Source organism: Microlunatus endophyticus (genome assembly GCF_014646195.1).
In the GTDB taxonomy this organism is placed as follows: Bacteria; Actinomycetota; Actinomycetes; order Propionibacteriales; family Propionibacteriaceae; genus Microlunatus; species Microlunatus endophyticus.
Window position 1 is genome coordinate 358798 of sequence record NZ_BMMZ01000001.1, and the last position, 15324, is coordinate 374121.

At 68.2% G+C, this 15324-nt stretch carries 13 protein-coding genes, 1 pseudogene and 1 riboswitch; of the genes and pseudogenes, 12 read left to right on the plus strand and 2 right to left on the minus strand.

Features of this window, described 5'->3' with window-relative positions; translation table 11 throughout:
• Positions 1 to 104 precede the first annotated feature (104 nt).
• Positions 105 to 1025: an N-acetylmuramic acid 6-phosphate etherase gene (gene murQ / locus IEY07_RS01860; RefSeq protein WP_188893463.1), complete on the plus strand. Its 921-nt coding sequence runs from the start codon at positions 105 to 107 to the stop codon at positions 1023 to 1025.
• Positions 1026 to 1082: 57 nt separating this feature from the next.
• On the opposite strand, the gene IEY07_RS01865 is transcribed toward murQ, so the two are convergent.
• Complete coding sequence (locus tag IEY07_RS01865) at positions 1083 to 1865, minus strand: DedA family protein (RefSeq protein WP_188893464.1); 783 nt, start codon at positions 1863 to 1865, stop codon at positions 1083 to 1085.
• A 134-nt stretch (positions 1866 to 1999) separates the two neighbouring features.
• A riboswitch (TPP riboswitch) is annotated at positions 2000 to 2101 on the plus strand.
• A gap of 48 nt (positions 2102 to 2149) precedes the next feature.
• On the opposite strand from IEY07_RS01865, the gene IEY07_RS01870 reads away from it, so the two are divergent.
• The 5 genes and pseudogenes from IEY07_RS01870 to IEY07_RS01890 all read left to right on the plus strand — a co-directional run bounded on the left by IEY07_RS01870 (position 2150) and on the right by IEY07_RS01890 (position 8487).
• The gene (locus IEY07_RS01870) at positions 2150 to 2773 is read left to right on the plus strand and encodes an ECF transporter S component (RefSeq protein ID WP_188893465.1); all 624 of its coding nucleotides are present in this window, start codon (positions 2150 to 2152) and stop codon (positions 2771 to 2773) included.
• Positions 2773 to 4302, plus strand: coding sequence for an ABC transporter ATP-binding protein (locus tag IEY07_RS01875; RefSeq protein ID WP_188893466.1), 1530 nt, complete (start codon positions 2773 to 2775; stop codon positions 4300 to 4302). Before IEY07_RS01870 ends, IEY07_RS01875 begins: the two co-directional genes overlap by 1 nt.
• The gene (locus IEY07_RS01880; protein ID WP_188893467.1) at positions 4299 to 5078 is read left to right on the plus strand and encodes an energy-coupling factor transporter transmembrane component T family protein; all 780 of its coding nucleotides are present in this window, start codon (positions 4299 to 4301) and stop codon (positions 5076 to 5078) included. Before IEY07_RS01875 ends, IEY07_RS01880 begins: the two co-directional genes overlap by 4 nt.
• 1084 nt (positions 5079 to 6162) lie before the next feature.
• Entirely contained in the window at positions 6163 to 6780 is a 618-nt protein-coding gene (locus tag IEY07_RS01885; RefSeq protein WP_188893468.1) for a TetR/AcrR family transcriptional regulator, read from the plus strand.
• A 330-nt stretch (positions 6781 to 7110) separates the two neighbouring features.
• Positions 7111 to 8487 (plus strand): annotated as a pseudogene (locus IEY07_RS01890) (alkaline phosphatase D family protein).
• 32 nt (positions 8488 to 8519) lie between these two features.
• Here IEY07_RS01890 and IEY07_RS01895 read toward each other — a convergent pair.
• Complete coding sequence (locus IEY07_RS01895; RefSeq protein ID WP_188893469.1) at positions 8520 to 9482, minus strand: glycoside hydrolase family 130 protein; 963 nt, start codon at positions 9480 to 9482, stop codon at positions 8520 to 8522.
• Between the two features lie 137 nt (positions 9483 to 9619).
• On the opposite strand from IEY07_RS01895, the gene IEY07_RS01900 reads away from it, so the two are divergent.
• The 6 genes from IEY07_RS01900 (at position 9620) to IEY07_RS01925 (ending at position 15318) form a co-directional block, all read left to right on the plus strand.
• Positions 9620 to 10978 (plus strand): S1C family serine protease, encoded by a 1359-nt coding sequence (locus IEY07_RS01900; protein ID WP_188893470.1) that lies wholly within the window; start codon positions 9620 to 9622, stop codon positions 10976 to 10978.
• A gap of 79 nt (positions 10979 to 11057) precedes the next feature.
• Positions 11058 to 12464: an acyl-CoA synthetase gene (locus IEY07_RS01905; protein WP_188893471.1), complete on the plus strand. Its 1407-nt coding sequence runs from the start codon at positions 11058 to 11060 to the stop codon at positions 12462 to 12464.
• Between the two features lie 133 nt (positions 12465 to 12597).
• Complete coding sequence (locus tag IEY07_RS24535) at positions 12598 to 12912, plus strand: aminoglycoside phosphotransferase family protein (protein ID WP_188893472.1); 315 nt, start codon at positions 12598 to 12600, stop codon at positions 12910 to 12912.
• Between the two features lie 15 nt (positions 12913 to 12927).
• On the plus strand, positions 12928 to 13500 hold the full coding sequence (locus IEY07_RS01915; RefSeq protein ID WP_188893473.1) for an aminoglycoside phosphotransferase family protein: 573 nt from the start codon (positions 12928 to 12930) through the stop codon (positions 13498 to 13500).
• 56 nt (positions 13501 to 13556) lie between these two features.
• Positions 13557 to 14756, plus strand: coding sequence for a pyridoxal phosphate-dependent aminotransferase (locus IEY07_RS01920; RefSeq protein ID WP_188893474.1), 1200 nt, complete (start codon positions 13557 to 13559; stop codon positions 14754 to 14756).
• A gap of 76 nt (positions 14757 to 14832) precedes the next feature.
• Positions 14833 to 15318 (plus strand): hypothetical protein, encoded by a 486-nt coding sequence (locus tag IEY07_RS01925; RefSeq protein ID WP_188893475.1) that lies wholly within the window; start codon positions 14833 to 14835, stop codon positions 15316 to 15318.
• The last annotated feature ends 6 nt before the right edge of the window (positions 15319 to 15324 follow it).

Sequence of the window (15324 nt, forward strand, 5' to 3'; positions counted from 1 at the left end):
GGGACCTCGACGCCCCGGGCCGGAGGCGTGTTTACTGGAACGGTGAGAATTTCCATGAACGATAGATTCGAGGTAATTCCGCTGCATCCGTCCGAGGGGCGATGATGACCCAGCTGATCGGCACCGAGCGGCCGAATCCCGACTCTGGTGCCCTCGACGAGATGTCGGTGCAGGCGATCGTCACGACGATGAACGACGCCGACTTCTCGGTGCCCGAGGCGGTCCGCCGGGCTCTGCCGCAGATTACTGCGGCGATCGCGGCTGCCGAACCCTTGTTCACCGCCGGCGGCCGACTGATCTATGCAGGCGCCGGCACCTCGGGCCGGCTGGGCGTCCTGGACGCCGCCGAGTGCCCACCGACCTTCCACACCGACCCGGGCCGGGTGGTTGGACTGATCGCCGGCGGTCCCACCGCACTGGTGACAGCCGTCGAGGGTGCCGAGGACGACAGCAGCCGAGGCGCGGCTGATCTGGACGCGATCGGCGTCGGCGGCCGGGACATCGTCGTCGGGCTGGCGGCCAGCGGCCGTACGCCGTACGTCCTGGGTGCGCTCGATCACGCCCGCGAGGCGGGTGCGCTGACGATCTCGCTGTCCTGCAACACCGGCGCTGCCGCGTCAGCTCACGCCGACTGGCCGATCGAGGTCGACACCGGGCCCGAGGTGCTGACCGGCTCGACCCGGCTGAAGGCGGGCAGCGCGCAGAAGCAGGTGCTGAATATGATCTCGACCGCGCTGATGGTGCGCTCCGGGCGCACCTACGGCAACTTGATGGTCGACGTCCAGGCGACCAACGCGAAGCTGCGGGTCCGGGCGACCCGGCTGGTGATGTCGATCGGCGAGGTGGACGAGCCCACGGCCGTCGCAGCCCTGGAGAGTGCCGGCTACGAGGTGAAGACCGCGATCGTGATGGTCCGCTCCGACATCGATGCCGAGCAGGCCCGACAGCGCCTGGCAGCCGCCGGGGGACGGCTGGCACTGGCCATCGGACTGCCGAGTTCGCAGCATCCCGGACTCCTGCTCTGAGCGGGCAGCGGCTCGGTCACTCGGCCCGTCCCGTTCAGGCCCCCTTGTTCGGGCCCGTCAGTCGGCGCTCTCGGCCTCGGGAAGTGCGCGGGCCTTGGCAGTTGCCGTGTTGCGCTGCTTGTTGGCCTGCAGGATCCCGTTGATCACGATGAACGCGATCAGCGCGATCGAGATGTAGCCGGAGTACTTGGCGATGACGTCGACGATGGTGACGGCCCGCTGTCCGAGCCGGAAGCCCAGCCAGACGTAGAACGAGCAGATCAACGCCGAGCCGAGCAGGTCGACCAGGATGAAGGTCCGCAGTCGCATGCCGGCCATGCCCACGGTGGCGTACACGACCGCGGCCGGCAACGGCAGGATGTAGCAGAGCAGGACGGCGGGGATCCCGAACCGGCGGCCGAGCCACTCGGCCTTGTCCGCGGTCCGAGCGGCCCACCGGGACCGTCCTGCGACGACGTCGATCATGCCGCGGCCCCACAGCCGGCCGGCCCACCAGAACAGCGGGTCCCACTTCATGCTGCTGACGATGCCGAGCATCAGGGCGATCAGCCACCAGTCGGCCCGGCCGACCGAGGCCAGCGCCCCGCTGGTGACCAGGCCCGAGCGCGAGCCGGTGATGGCGACCAGCGCCAGCGGGCTGTGACCGATCAGCACCGGCCGCAGCGGGATCATGATGAGCCCGATGATCCCGCTGACCGAGAATCCGACCCAGCACAGGATGTCAGCCCGGCCGGGCTTGCCCTTCCAGGGCATCCGCGGGTCTTCCCACCACTCCGGAGCCTTCTTCGGCCCCGACTCCGGCGCGCCGGGCGGGTCGAGGGGCTGATCGGTGGACGGCACCCCGCAACGGTACCCGGCAGATGGTGCGTCCGGTCGTCCCTGACTGAAAGGTCGACTGAAAAGACGGTGAAAGGACGGGCACCGGGCAGGTGGTAGGTTCGGCCCAGAGACACACAAGAGCAGACCAGCAAGAACTGAACCGACAGGGGAGCGCGCAGCGCTGAGAGTGCGGGAGACCGCAGACCCTCACACCTGATCTGGGTAATGCCAGCGAAGGAAGTCGACCGTCGTCGTACTGCGGCGCCGGAAGCGCACCGTGACCTGTCCTTCTCATGAAGGCAGCCATGACCGAACAAGACCAGCACAACCCGGCGCCGGCAGCGGCCCCGGCACGCACCCGGCGTAAGGACGGTCCGTTCACCCGATGGCGGACCAGCGACATCCTGATCACCGCTGCTATCGGTGTCGTCTTCGGGGTGATCTTCATCTTCGCCGACGGACTCTGGGAGGCCACGGCTCCGCTGTTCACCTGGTTCCCGCCGGCCCAGGCGCTGATCTACGGCCTATGGCTGGTTCCCGGTGTCCTGGCCCCGTTCCTGACCCGCAAGGCGGGCGCGGGCGTGCTCGCCGAGGTGGTCGGCTCGGTGGTGGAGCTGTTGTCCGGCCTGGGCGGTGGTGGCGTGCTGCTGCTGTACGGGGTGGCCCAGGGAGTGGCCGCTGAGGCCGGATACGCGATCTTCGGCTATCGGATGTGGCGCAGGATCAACCCGTTCGTCGCCGGGGCCACCGCCGGAGTCGCGCCGGCGGTGCTGGACAACGTGATCTACTACCGCACCTGGTCCTTCGGCTGGCAGCTCAGCTACGGCATCGCCGCGGTGATCTCCACCGCGATCGTCGGCGGCCTGCTCAGCCTGGTGCTGCACGCCGCCCTGCGATCCTCGGGTGCGCTGCCGGCCCGGCGCGGTTGATGCCGACTTCCTCCAGCTCCGTGCATCTGAAGCCTGCCGGTCCGTCCCGGGTCGAGTTGCGCGGCTACGGCTACCGGCATCTGATCCGCGACAGCTGGGCGGTGCGAAAGGTCGACCTCGTCGTCGAGCCGGGGGAGCGAGTGCTGCTGCTCGGTCCGTCCGGCGCCGGCAAGTCGACCATCCTGCAGGCGATCGCGGGTCTGCTGGATGAGGAGTCCGGTGACGTCGACGGCAGTCTGCTGGTCGACGGCCGGCCGCCGGTCGCGGCCTCGGGAGGTCGTGGCCGGTCGGACACCGGCATCGTGTTCCAGGACCCGGACAGCCAGTTGGTGATGGGGCGGGCCGGTGACGATGTGGCCTTCGGGCTGGAGAATGCCGGTGTCGACCGGGAGCAGATCTGGCCGCGGGTGCGGGCCGCGCTGGACGCAGTCGGCTTTCCGTACGGCCTGGACCGTTCCACCCAACAGCTGTCCGGCGGGGAGCGGCAGCGTCTGGTGCTGGCCGGAGTGCTGGCGCTGCGGCCACGACTGCTGCTGCTCGACGAACCAACCGCCAACCTCGATCCCGACGGTGCTGCCCAGATCCTCACAGTGCTGGAGCAGCTGACCGCCGACCGCTCCGCGACCATGATCATCATCGAGCACCGGATCACGCCGGTACTGCCGCTGGTGGACCGGGTCGTGGTGATCGACCCGTCCGACGGGGTGATCGCCGACGGCGCCCCGGCTGCGGTACTCGGCGCCGAGGCCGACCGACTGGCGGCCGGCGGCGTCTGGGTCGACGACCAGCTTCCCTGGCGGCCGCAGCGCCCGGAACGCCGACCCGGTCCGGGCCTGCTGCGGATCGACAGGCCGCAGCGACGCTACGGATCGGGTCCGCTGGTGCCGGAGCCGATCGAGGCCGACATCGCTCGCGGCTCGGTGACGGCGCTGGTCGGGCCCAACGGGGCCGGCAAATCGACCTTGGCCGGAATGGTCTCGGGACTCGCCACACCCGAGTCAGGCGGCATCGTGCCCGGGGCCGCGCTGACGGCCGGCCTGCCGCGCCGGGTCGCCGGCCGACCGGTGCACCGATGGCCGTCGGAACACCTGGCCGCCCGGATCGGTACCGTCTTCCAAAACCCCGAGCACCAGCTCCTGACCGGCCGCGTCTCCGACGAGGTCGCCCTCGGTCCGCGGTACAGCCGTGCGGAATATGCCCGCCGGGCCGGTGAACTGCTGGAACGGCTCGGCCTGGCGAAGTTGTCCGACGCCAACCCGTTCACGCTGTCCGGCGGGGAGAAGCGACGGCTCTCGGTCGCGACCGCGCTGGCCGGGCGGCCCCAGGTCGTGGTGCTGGACGAGCCGACCTTCGGCCAGGACCGCCGGACTTGGATCGAGTTGGTGAAACTCTTCGCCGAGCTGGCCGACTCCGGCACCGGACTGGTGATCGTCTCCCATGATCGTCTGCTCACCGAGGCACTGGCCGACCGGATCGTCGAGGTACGCCCGCCCACGGCCGAACCGGCCCGGACGGTGGCGGTCCGATGATCTTCACGTCGCTGCCGCCGGCCCGCAGTCCACTCGCGACCCTGAACCCACTGGTCGGCCTGGTGGTGGTGGGCATCGTCGCCGTGGTGACCATCGTCAGTTTCGACCCCTGGGCGGTGCTGATCATCCTGATCGCCGAGCTCCCGCTGCTGGCACTGGCCAGGATCGGGGGCCGCGGCTGGCTGTTGCGGGTCTGGCCGCTGGCCGCAGGCCTCGCCGGCATCATGATCGCCAACCTGATCTTCACCGATGATCATCCGGGCCGCAGCCTGCTGTCGATCGGGCCGTTGGTGATCACCACTGGCAGCCTCGGCGCCGCCGGGATCGTGGCACTGCGGCTGCTGGTACTGGCGATCCCCGGCATCGTGTTGTTCGCCCGGCTCGACCCGACCGCACTGGCAGATGCGTTGATCATCCACTGGCACGCCGGGCCACGGATCGCCGTCGGATCACTGGCGGCGATGCGGATGGCACCGCTGGTGGTCGGCGATCTTCGTCAGTCGTACGCCGCCCGCCGCACTCGTGGGCTGATCAGTCGTAACCCACTGGCCGCCGCACCGGTGATCTTCGGCAGCCTGACCACCGTCCTGGTCACCACGGTCCGCCGCGCGACGCGGTTGTCGGTGGCGATGGATTCCCGCGGCTTCGACTCAGGCCTGCCGCGCACGCTGGCCCGCGAGTCCGCCTGGCGCCGCCGGGACACCCTGGTGATCATCTTCTACGCGCTCGCCGGGCTCGCTGCGATCGCTCTGACGGTCCTCAGCCAGCTCACCTGAGGTAGCTCGGCGCCCGGACACCAGGATCAGCAGCAGTCCGAGGACGGCCCAGGCCGCCGGGACCAGCCAGTCCGTCGCTGTCACGGCGTCGGGAAAGTAGCTGAGGTTGCGGAGCAACGTCGTGCCGGTGCCCTGCGGGAGCCATTGGCCAAGATCCGCCCACACGCCCGGCAGCAACTCCCGGGGCACGGTCGCGCCGGAGATCGGCATCGCCGCCAGGATGAACAGCAGTGCGGAGACGGCGAATCCCGGCAAGCCGATCAGCCGCCGCAGTCCCGCCACCACCGAGGCGACCGACCCGATGACCAGAGCGATCGCCAGCGCGCTGATCAGGTAGGAACCAGGCAATGCCCCGTACCAGGGGCCGAGGATCGCCGTCAGCCCGAAGCCCGCCAGCAGGCCGTAACCGAGCAGGGCCGCGAGCATCAGCCCCCGGCGCCGCCCGGTCGCGCCCAGGAAGGTCGTCAGGAACGTCGTCAGGAGGACGCCGCCGAGGACACCGCCCAGGGCCAGCGGTAGGGCGGCAGTCGTGATCCGGTTCCCAGCGGGATCGCCGGTGGAGTAAGGCACCACGTCGGTGACGCTGAAGGTGATGGCGCGCGACTGCTGCTGGAGGCCGGCCAGGAGCTGCGACATCACCTGTTGTGCGGCCGTGCCGGCGGCCGCGGCCGTCAGCACCTCGGGGTGCGTGGGGTCCAGCACGATGGCACCGACCGCATCGCGACGGCGGATGGCAGCGACCGCCGCCGACCGGTCGGCAACCCGGACGAGCATGACCGCATCCGCAGCCTGGCGGCCGACGGCAGCACGGACCTGCTGGACGAGTTGCGGCTGACCGGTGATCGCGACCGGCACCTGCCTCGGTCGGGCGACCAGCGTCGGCCAGCTCAGGGCCACCAGCACCAGGCAGACGGCCAGGGCGGCTGTGACAGGTGCGAAGACGGTCCGGCCGACCGCCGGCGCATCCACGTGATCCGACATGATGACTCCTAATAAAAACCGAATGACCGTTCTTGTTATGAATCCATTGACCCACCGCGCGTCGTGCTTGTCAAGAACGGGCGTTCGTTTTTATTCTGAGGGCGTGCCCAAGGTGACAGAGCAGTACAAGGACAACCGGCGGGCCCAGATCACCGCGGCGGCGGCGCGGTGCTTTGCGGCCAAAGGGGTGCACCGCACGTCGATGTCCGACATCATCGCCGAGTCCGGACTGTCCGCGGGGGCGATCTACAACCACTTCAAGAGCAAACAGGAGATCACGGTTTCGGTCGGTGCGACGTTGATCAAGGGCCGGGTGCTCGAGGCCGTGCAGGCGCTGGAGTCGGAGGCCGGACCGGTCGGTCCGGGGCAGCTGCTCGGACGGGCACTGCGAGAGCTCGACAGCGGCCGGGTCGATGATCAACCGCTGAGCGCTGTGATCATCCAGCTCTGGGCCGAGGCTGTCGTCGACGAGACCTTGATGGTCCTGATGCAACAGCAGATCCGCACCATCCGGACCGGTTTCGTCGGCCCGATCAAGCGCTGGGCCCGTGAGGTGCACGGCCAGACTCCCGCTCGCGCGGCTCGCTGGGCGGACGAGGTCAGTCAGCTGCTGATCTCGATGGCGACCGGGTACGTCATCCAGCGCGCGTTGTTCCCCGATTTCGATCGGCGCAAGTACATCGCCGACGCGCAGAGGATCATCACCAGCATGACACCGTGAAGGTTTGCCGCCCCCGTAACCCGCCCATCACCCGCTGTTCTTCCGTCCTCGATAGGTCTGACACCACCCAAGTCATCCCTCTCGAGGAGGAACAATGTCGTCGAATGTCTCCCGTCGGACCTTTCTGACCGGCGCAATGGGCCTGACCGGTGCGATCGGCGCCGGTTCGCTGGCAGCCGGCGGTCTGGTCGCTGGGTCCTCGGCTGTCGCCTTCGGCGCGCCCCGGCTCAACCGCGGTGGTCGCCCGTCGCTGACCCACGGGCTGCAGAGCGGTGATGTCACAACCAATTCCGCCACCACCTGTGGACGCGTGCCGACCGCGAGGCCAGGATGCTCGTCGAGGTCGCGCTCGACCCGGAATTCCGCCACGCACGGAGGATTCCCGGCTCACCGCTGCTCGCCTCCGCCGACTTCACGGGCAAGACGCTGATCGACGGCCTGCCCGCGGGAAGCGACGTCTACTACCGGATCACCCCGCTCGGCGACGGTGATCATGATCGCGCCGGCCAGCAGCTGACCGGCCACTTCCGTACGGTTGCCCGGGCTCGCCGGGACATCTCGTTCGTCTGGTCCGGCGATCTCGGCGGCCAGGGATGGGGGATCGACGTCGACCGCGGCGGCTACAAGATCTTCGAGGCGATGCGCAAGCTGTCCCCGGATTTCTATCTCTGCAACGGCGACAACATCTACGCCGACGATCCGATCGAGGCCACCCAGGTCATGCACAACGGTCAGACCTGGAAGAACCTCGTGACCGAAGAGAAATCCAAGGTCGCCGAGACACTGGACGAGTATCGGGGAAACTACAAGTACAACCTGATGGACGAGAATCTCAAGCGGTTCTACGCCGAGGTCGGACAGATCCAACAATGGGATGATCATGAGACCCACAACAACTGGTACCCGGGTGAGATCCTGGACGATCCGCTCTACACGGAGAAGCGCACCGATGTGCTCAAGTGGCGATCGGTGTAGGCCTATCACGAGTACGTTCCGATCAACCCGGTCTACGACCCCTCGCGGCACAACAAGGTGGGTCGCATCTACCGGACGTTGCACGAGGGACCGTTGCTGGACGTCTTCGTGCTGGACATGCGCTGGTATCGCGACGCGAACTCACCGGACAAGCAGGCGTTCAACGACGGCGGAATCCTCGGCTACGAGCAGCAGCGCTGGCTGGAGCAGGAGCTCCTGGGATCAACGGCGACCTGGAAGGTGATCTCCAACGACATGCCGCTCACCGAGGTCGTCGTCGACGGCACGACCGACTTCGAGGCGGTCGCCCAGGGCGACAACGGCCGGCCGATGGGCCGGGAGCTGCAGATCGCCGAGATCCTGCGCTTCATCAAGCGTAACAAGATCAAGAACGTCGTCTGGGTGACCACCGATGTGCACTACACGGCGGCGCACTACTTCGATCCCGACAAGGGGGCCTTCAGCGACTTCGATCCGTTCTGGCAGTTCACCAGCGGGCCACTCAACGCCGGCGCCTTCCCCTTCGACGCCACCGATTCCACCTTCGGCGCCCAGCAGGTCTTCGGGAAGGCTCCCGACTACTCCAACGCCGCCCCGGCGACCGAGTTCCAGTTCTTCGGCGAGATCAAGATCGACGGCAGGTCCGAGGTCATGACGGTGAATCTGCGCGACAACTCCGGTGCGGTGTTGTGGAGCAAGGAGCTCGACCCGCAACGGGGCGGTCGCCGTTGATCAGTTCTTGATCAGTTGCCGGTCAGTGTTGATCATGCCCGGTAGCTGTCCCGGCCTGGAACGTACTCGGCCACGGCCAAGGTGGTGTCGCTCTGGCCGTAGTAGGCCAGCCAGCGGTCTCTGAACCAGACCAGGCCCTCGACGAAGGTGACATTGGAGACCAGGCCGTGGCGTTCCTCGTACGTCTGCGGGCGCAGCCATGGCTTGGTCATCGACGCGATCACCGCGTCCGGCTCGGAGCGGGCGATGGCGAACTGGCCGCAGCGGTAGTCGACGCCGCCGCCGTCACCCCGGCAGGCACCGTTGGACAGGAAGATCATCAGGCCGTCGTCGGTGGTCACCGGAGGCGCCCCGATCTCCACCAGTCCTTCGTCCCAGGTACCGGGTGTTGGGCGGTGGATCGGTGCGTCGTTGGGACAGGGACTCCAGGTGATCAGGTCGGTCGAGGTGGCGTAGAAGATCGCGCCCTCGCCGAAGTAGAGGTAGTAGCGACCGTCGATCGGCTCCGGAGCGATCACTCCGGCCTTGCTCCAGGTGCGGCCTTGTTCCCCGGACAGCGGGGCGAAGGTGTCGTAACCGGCCGGCAGGATCGGGCCGAACTTGGTCCAGTTGTGCAGATCGGTCGAGATGGCCAGACAGAGCTGCGCGGTGTGGCCGTCGTAGCCGGTGTAGGTGAGGTAGTAGGTGCCGCCGATCCGGGTGACTCTCGGGTCCTCACAACCCTTCGACTCGTAGTCGTGCTCCGGGGACATGATCGGCGACTCTTCGCGGACGAAGGTGTGGCCGTCGTCGCTGCGGGCCAGCCCGATATGGGAGACCACATCCTCGGCATGGGCACGATAGAGCAGCAGTACCTGGTCGTCGACGACGATCGCGGCCGGATTGTAGAGATTCGCCGATTCCCACGAATTCCCGCGCGGACGCAGGATCGGATTCCGTTCGTAGGGACGGAACGGGCCGAGGGGAAACGACGACTGGGCGCTCGAAGTGCTCATGGCTCCATGATCACAGTCCGCGGTTCGCCCGCACTCACAGGGTTCTCACAGTGCGCACCGGGGTATCGCTTGGACTGGCGATCCACTCTGAATCACAGACCGCAGACCGGGTCAGCACAGGTGATGAGGAGGGCAAGATGCCGCGAGAGCGAAGGGCCGAGCGGAACCGGGGAGGGCAACTACGCCGGATCGGCGCCGGACTGGGCGCGGGTGCTCTGGCTGTTGGAGTGCTCGCCGGACCGGTGCAGGCAGCACACGCCGCCGATCTGGTCGACTGGGGTGGCTATGGAGGCTGGAGCTACAGCCGCGGTTACTCCGGTGGACAAGAGTTCGGCTGGGGCGGCCAGGACTACGGGCAGAACGGCCAGGCCTCCGGGCAGGATGGCCAGGGCTCCGGGCAGAACGGCCAGGCCTCCGGGCAGGATGGCCAGGGCTCCGGGCAGGACGGCGAGTCGGATGGCCAGGGCAGCACCACCTCAGGTGAGCCGGCGAGCAGCAGCGAGTCGAAGGGTGTCGTACTGATCGACACCGAGGACTACGACGGCAGTGAGGCTGCCGGCACCGGCATCGTGCTGACTGCCTCAGGCACGGTGGTGACCAACTACCACGTCGTCGAAGGCTCCACCTCGATCAAGGTGACGGTCGCCTCGACCGGCAAGACCTACACCGGCAAGCTGGTCGGCGCCGACCAGAGCTCCGATGTCGCCGTACTGAAGCTGTCCGGGGCCTCCGGTCTGGCGACCGCGACGATCGACAAGGACACGCTCAGCGTCGGTGACGATGTGACCGCGGTCGGCAACGCCGGTGGCACCGGCACTCTGACCCAGGCCGCCGGTGAAGTCACCGCGCTGAATCAGAAGATCACCACCGAAGCCGAGGACAATGTCGCCGGTGAGACGCTCACCGGGCTGGTCCAGACGAACGCCGATGTCGAGCCGGGTGACTCGGGTGGCCCGCTGCTGGACAGCCAGGGTGAGGTGACCGGTATTGACGCGGCTGCCTCCAGCGGCGGGGCGACCCAGGGCTACGCGATCCCGATCAGCTCGGCGCTGACCATCGTCGACAAGATCGAGTCCGGGCGGGCGAGCAGCGAGATCAGGATCGGCGCGGCCGCCTATCTCGGGGTCGAGGTCACGGCGACCGACGAGGAGAACTCCTCCGACGAGCAAAGCGGTTCTGGGTCCTACGACGATCCGTTCGGGTACGGCGGCTCCGATCAGTACGGGGATCAGTACGGGGATCAGAACGGGGACGCGCAGAGCACCTCTGGCGCCGCCGTTGAGCAGGTGCAGGACGGCACTCCGGCGGCCAAGGCCGGGCTCGCCGCCGGCGACGTGATCACCCGTCTCGGATCGACCACCATCGGCTCCGCTGATGACCTGACCACCGCGCTGAAGAACTACAAGCCCGGCCAGCAGGTGACGATCGGCTGGACCGACGCAGACGGCCAGCAGCACACCACGTCGGTGACACTCGGCTCCAGCCCGGTGAACTGACGACCCGCCCGGACACCTGCCGCCCCGCCCCGCAGCGGCCGGCCGTGGCGCCCGCGGCTCGGTCGGGCAGGATGGCACCATGGTGCTCTTCCCGACCACGACCGAATCCGCCGGAACCCCTGGCGGCCGGCCCGCGCTGACCATCGACGGTGAGACGATCAGCCGCTCCGAACTCTTCGGGGCGGCTGCCGCCGTTGCGGAGCAGGTAGCCGGCAGCGGCCCGGTGGCGGTCAACGCCACACCGTCGATCCGTACGGCGATCGCCTTTCTCGGCTGCCTGCAGGCCGGCGTGCCTGCCGTGCCCGTGCCCCCGGACGCCGGGCCGAGAGAACGCAGCCACATCCTCTCCGACTCCGGCGCAACGCTGTGGATCGGCAACCGGCCGGACGATCTTCCCGACGAGCTGGCAACACTGACCGTCGACTCTGCTGCGACCGGGACTCCGCCGGCCGAGCCCGATCCCGACAGCGCGGCGCTGATCATGTACACCTCCGGCACGACCGGCGCACCCAAGGGGGCTCTGGTTTCGCGGCGTGCGCTGCAGGCCCAGGTCGACGGACTTGCCGCCGCGTGGGACTGGACTCCTGAGGACGTCCTGGTCCACGGACTGCCGCTCTTCCACGTCCACGGACTGGTGCTCGGGATGCTCGCCCCGCTGCGGATCGGCGCATCACTGGTGCACACCGGCCGACCCCGACCCGCGTCGTACGCAGCCGCAGCCGAAGCCGGCGGCACGATGTTCTTCGGCGTACCGACGGTCTGGAGTCGGATCGCGGCCGAACCCGATTCCTGCCGGGCGCTGTCCTCGGCACGGCTGCTGGTCTCCGGCAGTGCGGGGCTGCCGCCGACCGTCTTCCGCGATGTGCAGGCACTCGCCGGCCAGGGCCCGGTCGAACGCTACGGCATGACCGAGACCTTGATCACGATCGCGGCCCGGCTCGATCATGATCGGGTTCCCGGCTGGGTGGGCGAGCCGATCGCCGGTGTCGAGGCACGGATCCTCGACGAACAGGGCTATCCGGTGATCAGCGACGGCGATACGATCGGCGACCTGCAGATCCGCGGAGCCACACTTTTCGACGGCTATCTCAACCGCGCCGAGGCCACCGAGGAGTCTTTCAGCGACGACGGCTGGTTCCGCACCGGCGATGTCGCCGCCAAGAATGATCAGGGCCAGCACCGGATCGTGGGACGTGCGAAACAGGACCTGATCAAGTCCGGTGGCTACCGGATCGGCGCGGGAGAGATCGAGGCCGTGCTGCTGGACTATCCCGGCATCGAGGAGGTCGCTGTGGTGGGCGTACCCGATGCTGATCTCGGTCAGCGGATCGTCGCCTACGTGGTCGGTGAGTTGTCCGACGAGACTGCGGTGATCGACTGGGTAGCCGGCCAGCTGTCGGTCCACAAGCGCCCGCGGGAGATCCGACGGGTCGACGAGCTCCCGCGCAACGCGATGGGCAAGATCCAGAAATCCCTGCTCTCCTGAGGCCACCGGTTCGCGCTTCCCTTCCGCCCCGGTCCCATCCCGTTCGCTTCCCTTCGGTCCTCCCGCTTCCCTTGCCCGGGAAGCGGGCGCACCAACGGGAAGCGCGGGCGGTAGGAGGTGAAGCGGGAACCCGGTGCTGGTTCCGGCAGGACTCACGGGTGAGCGAGCCGAGCATCCCGCGAAGCTTCCGCGACCAACCGCGCTGGTGGTCGGACGGTACCGACTGGCTGGACTCGCTGCCGACACGGATCGCGCCAGTGCGAGGTCTGGGACCTGCGGCCGGACGGGCGTCCCTGGCACCGACGCCTTGGTGCTGCCGGTCAACCGCGACGGGCAGGCGTACGCACTCCGGCTCGCTCCGCCCGACGAGCGGACCCGCTCCGAGCTCGCCGCGCTGGACTTCTGGTCCGGACGTGGCACTGTGCGGCAGTACGCCTCGGACCCGTAGGCGGGTGCGAGTCTGTTGGAGCGGCTGGACGGCGACGCCACGCTCCGCGGGATTGATCTTGATCCGGCGGCGGAGATCCTCGGCGACATCATCCGACGGCTGGCGGTGTCGGTCGGAGATCACGCAGTGCCGAGCACCGGCGCGATCATGGCGGGTGCCGGGGCCGAGTTCGAGCGCGACTGGGAAGCCTGCGGCAGACCCTTCGACCGGTCGGTGCTGGCGGCCGCGACTTCGGCGGCCGAGGCCCTCGTCGGTATCGACGACGACCTCGCGGTGAACGGCGACCTGCACCATGATCAAGTTCTGCGCGGCCTACGGGAGCCGTGGCTGGTCGGCGATCCGGTGCTGTTCCGCGGCGACATCGCTTACGATCTTGCACGCTGCCTGTGGTGGCGGCTGGACGACATGGGCGACGACCGGGCGATCCGTTCTCAGCTGGCGCGGATCGCCCGCTCCGCCGGGATCGATCATGATCATGCGGTCGCGGCCGTCATCTTCCGTACCGTCGGCTATTGGCTGTGGGGATTGCGCAACGGACTGACCGAGGATCCCGTGCGCTGTGCCCGGCTGCTGTCCGCCGTGCTGTGAGCACTGCCCGCGCTTGTAGGCTGAGCGCACCATCACCCGACGCCCAGGAGCTCGCCATGGTCCACCCGTCCGCCCGGATCGCAGCCATCGCACCGTCGAAGACGATGGCAGTCGATGCCAAGGCGAAGGCGCTGCAGGCCGAGGGCCGGTCGGTGATCAGCTTCGGCGCCGGTGAACCGGACTTCCCCACACCGGAGCACATCGTCGAGGCGGCCGTCGCGGCCGCTCGGGATCCGAAGAACCATCACTACACTGCCGCTGCGGGCCTCCCCACGCTGCGGCAGGCGATCGCGGACAAGACGGCCTGCGACGCCGGGTTGACGGTCCAGCCCTCCCAGGTGGTGGTGACCAACGGCGGCAAGCAGGCGGTCTACCAGGCCTTCGCCACCTTGATCAACGACGGCGACGAGGTGCTGCTGCCGTCGCCCTACTGGACGACCTATCCCGAGTCCATCGCCCTGGCGGGCGGCCACGCGGTCGAGGTCTTCGCCGGTGCCGATCAGGACTACAAGGTGACCGTTGATCAACTCGACGCGGCGCGCACGGAGCGGACGCGGGGCTTCGTCTTCGTCTCACCCTCCAACCCGACCGGCGCGGTCTACAGCACCGACGAGATCGCAGCGCTGGGGCAGTGGCTCCTGGCCAACGACCTGTGGGTGGTGACCGACGAGATCTACCAGAGCCTCACCTACGACGGCGTCGTGGCGCGATCGATCGTCGATGTCGTCCCGGAGCTTGCCGGGCAGACGATATTGGTCAACGGAGTCGCGAAATCCTATGCCATGACCGGTTGGCGGATCGGCTGGATGGTGGCCGCACCCGAGCTCGCCGAGGCGGCGGCAACGCTGCAGTCGCATCTGTGCTCCAACGTCAACAACATCGCCCAGGTGGCTGCTGTGGCTGCGCTGACCGGACCGCAGGAGCCGGTCGAGCAGATGCGCCAGGCCTTCGCTCGTAGACGCACCTTGATCCTGGAGCAGTTGCGGTCCGTGCCCGGTGTCGAGGTGCCGACACCGGACGGGGCGTTCTACGTCTACGCCGACGTCCGGGCGGTACTCGGCGACAGCTGGGACGGCGTCCGGGCCGATACCTCGCTCGAGTTGGCCGATCTGCTGCTGGACCGGGCCGGTGTGGCGGCGGTGCCGGGCGAGGCGTTCGGGCCGTCGGGCTACCTGCGCTTCTCCTACGCGCTGGGCGACGAGGCGATCGTCGAGGGGATCGGACGGCTCCGGGACTTCGTCGCCTCGTCCAGCTGAGCCCGTACGGCGGTTGTCCACAGCAGGGTCGCTGATTCTCCCCACAGGTACGGGAATTGGGTCAGGATCACCGGTCATGACACGTAGTTCAGAATCCGCGATGGACTGGCCCGAGGATGATCCGATCGAGCCGATCACTGCGATCGAGAGAGCTTCGCACGTCACGACCGTCGATGACCTGCGGCGCCGGTGGCGGTCACTGATGGGCGATGGTGGCTTCGGCCGGACGTCATTGTGGATCATCTGGTTCGACGAGCGTGGGCAGCAACTTCCGGTTGTAGTGCCGATCGACGACCTGCCTGCGGAGCTGGAGCCCGACGGCGTGGACAACCTCATCATGATCATCGGGAGTCCGGCCGAGCTGGGAGCAGCCAGTGTCGCACTGCTGCTGAGCCGTCCGGGTCCCGGCTCGGTGATCGATGAGGATCGGCGCCGGGCGAATCAGATCCTGGCCGGTGTGCATCGGGCGCAGCAACGCGGTGCGCTGGAGCTGAAGGTCTGGCCGCTGCACCTGGCGACGACTGATTCGGTCCGGCAACTGCCGGTGGACGACCTGCTGTGAGTGTGT